2 protein-coding genes are annotated in these 937 nt (G+C 43.2%); both read right to left on the bottom strand.

Annotation, left to right across the window (positions count from 1 at the left end; genetic code table 11):
* Positions 1 to 69 precede the first annotated feature (69 nt).
* Positions 70 to 303, bottom strand: coding sequence for a (Na+)-NQR maturation NqrM (nqrM, locus tag A3729_RS25885; protein WP_068634427.1), 234 nt, complete (start codon positions 301 to 303; stop codon positions 70 to 72).
* A gap of 9 nt (positions 304 to 312) precedes the next feature.
* On the bottom strand, positions 313 to 937 hold a 625-nt coding region (locus A3729_RS25880), incomplete at its 5' end, for an FAD:protein FMN transferase (protein WP_197476104.1).

Here is a 937-nt window from a genome sequence, read left to right as displayed (position 1 = left end):
ACTCAGCCATATAACCTTGATCTCCTGAACCTCTAGAAAAAACCGTATGTAATGATACTTAAGCTGTATCTACTTCATTGCATTATAAGAAATATCTTTTCCGGTAGCGTCTTTAGCAGAACTATCAACTTCTTTGTCGCATTTATCCTTGTCACCGCCACAGACGTCGCAAGCAACCTCCATACCAAGCGCACTCATTCCACCACACGAACCGGTAATCGGCTTATTGGCAAAAATAACGCCAACAGCCATAACCAACATTAACAGGGCAAGAACACCGAAAACTATGAAAAATAACTCCATAAGTTCCTCCTACTTAAGATACTGTTTAAACGAATCAGTGTGCATTGTTATGAGGCCTTCATCACCTCGATAGATAAATAACGCACTGATATTGTGCTTTGAGGCAAACTCATACCCCCTCTGCTCACCCATCACCATTAGCGCCGTCGCAAGCCCGTCAGCTAACATGCAATCTTCAGCAATCACACTAACAGATGCAAGCAGATGCTCAACTGGCCTGCCGCTGAGTGGGTCAATCGTGTGAGAATATCGTTTACCATTTTCTTCAAAATAATTTCGGTAATCTCCCGACGTAGCGAGCGCAGCATTACCAAGATGAACCCTAGTATAAACGTTTCTACCCTGTTTATCAGGTGATTCAATACCTAATACCCACAAGGAGTCACGAACACTTCTACCATGAGTCACTACCTCACCACCAATTTCTACCAGAAAGTTTGCGATGCCTTGCTCACGCAACGCGATAGCAACTTTATCTGCTGCAAAACCTTTAGCAATAGCAGAGAGGTCTAATTCTACGTCCTGGAGTTTGTACAGTTGACCGTCAACCAATTTAAAGCGTTGAACACCTACTTTTTCAAGCACAGAAGCGAGATTCTTTTCTTCAACAACTATCCCCTTGTGCTTAGAGCCA

The organism is Oleiphilus sp. HI0043 (genome assembly GCF_001634935.1).
This window is presented reverse-complemented; position numbering and strand designations above follow the sequence as displayed.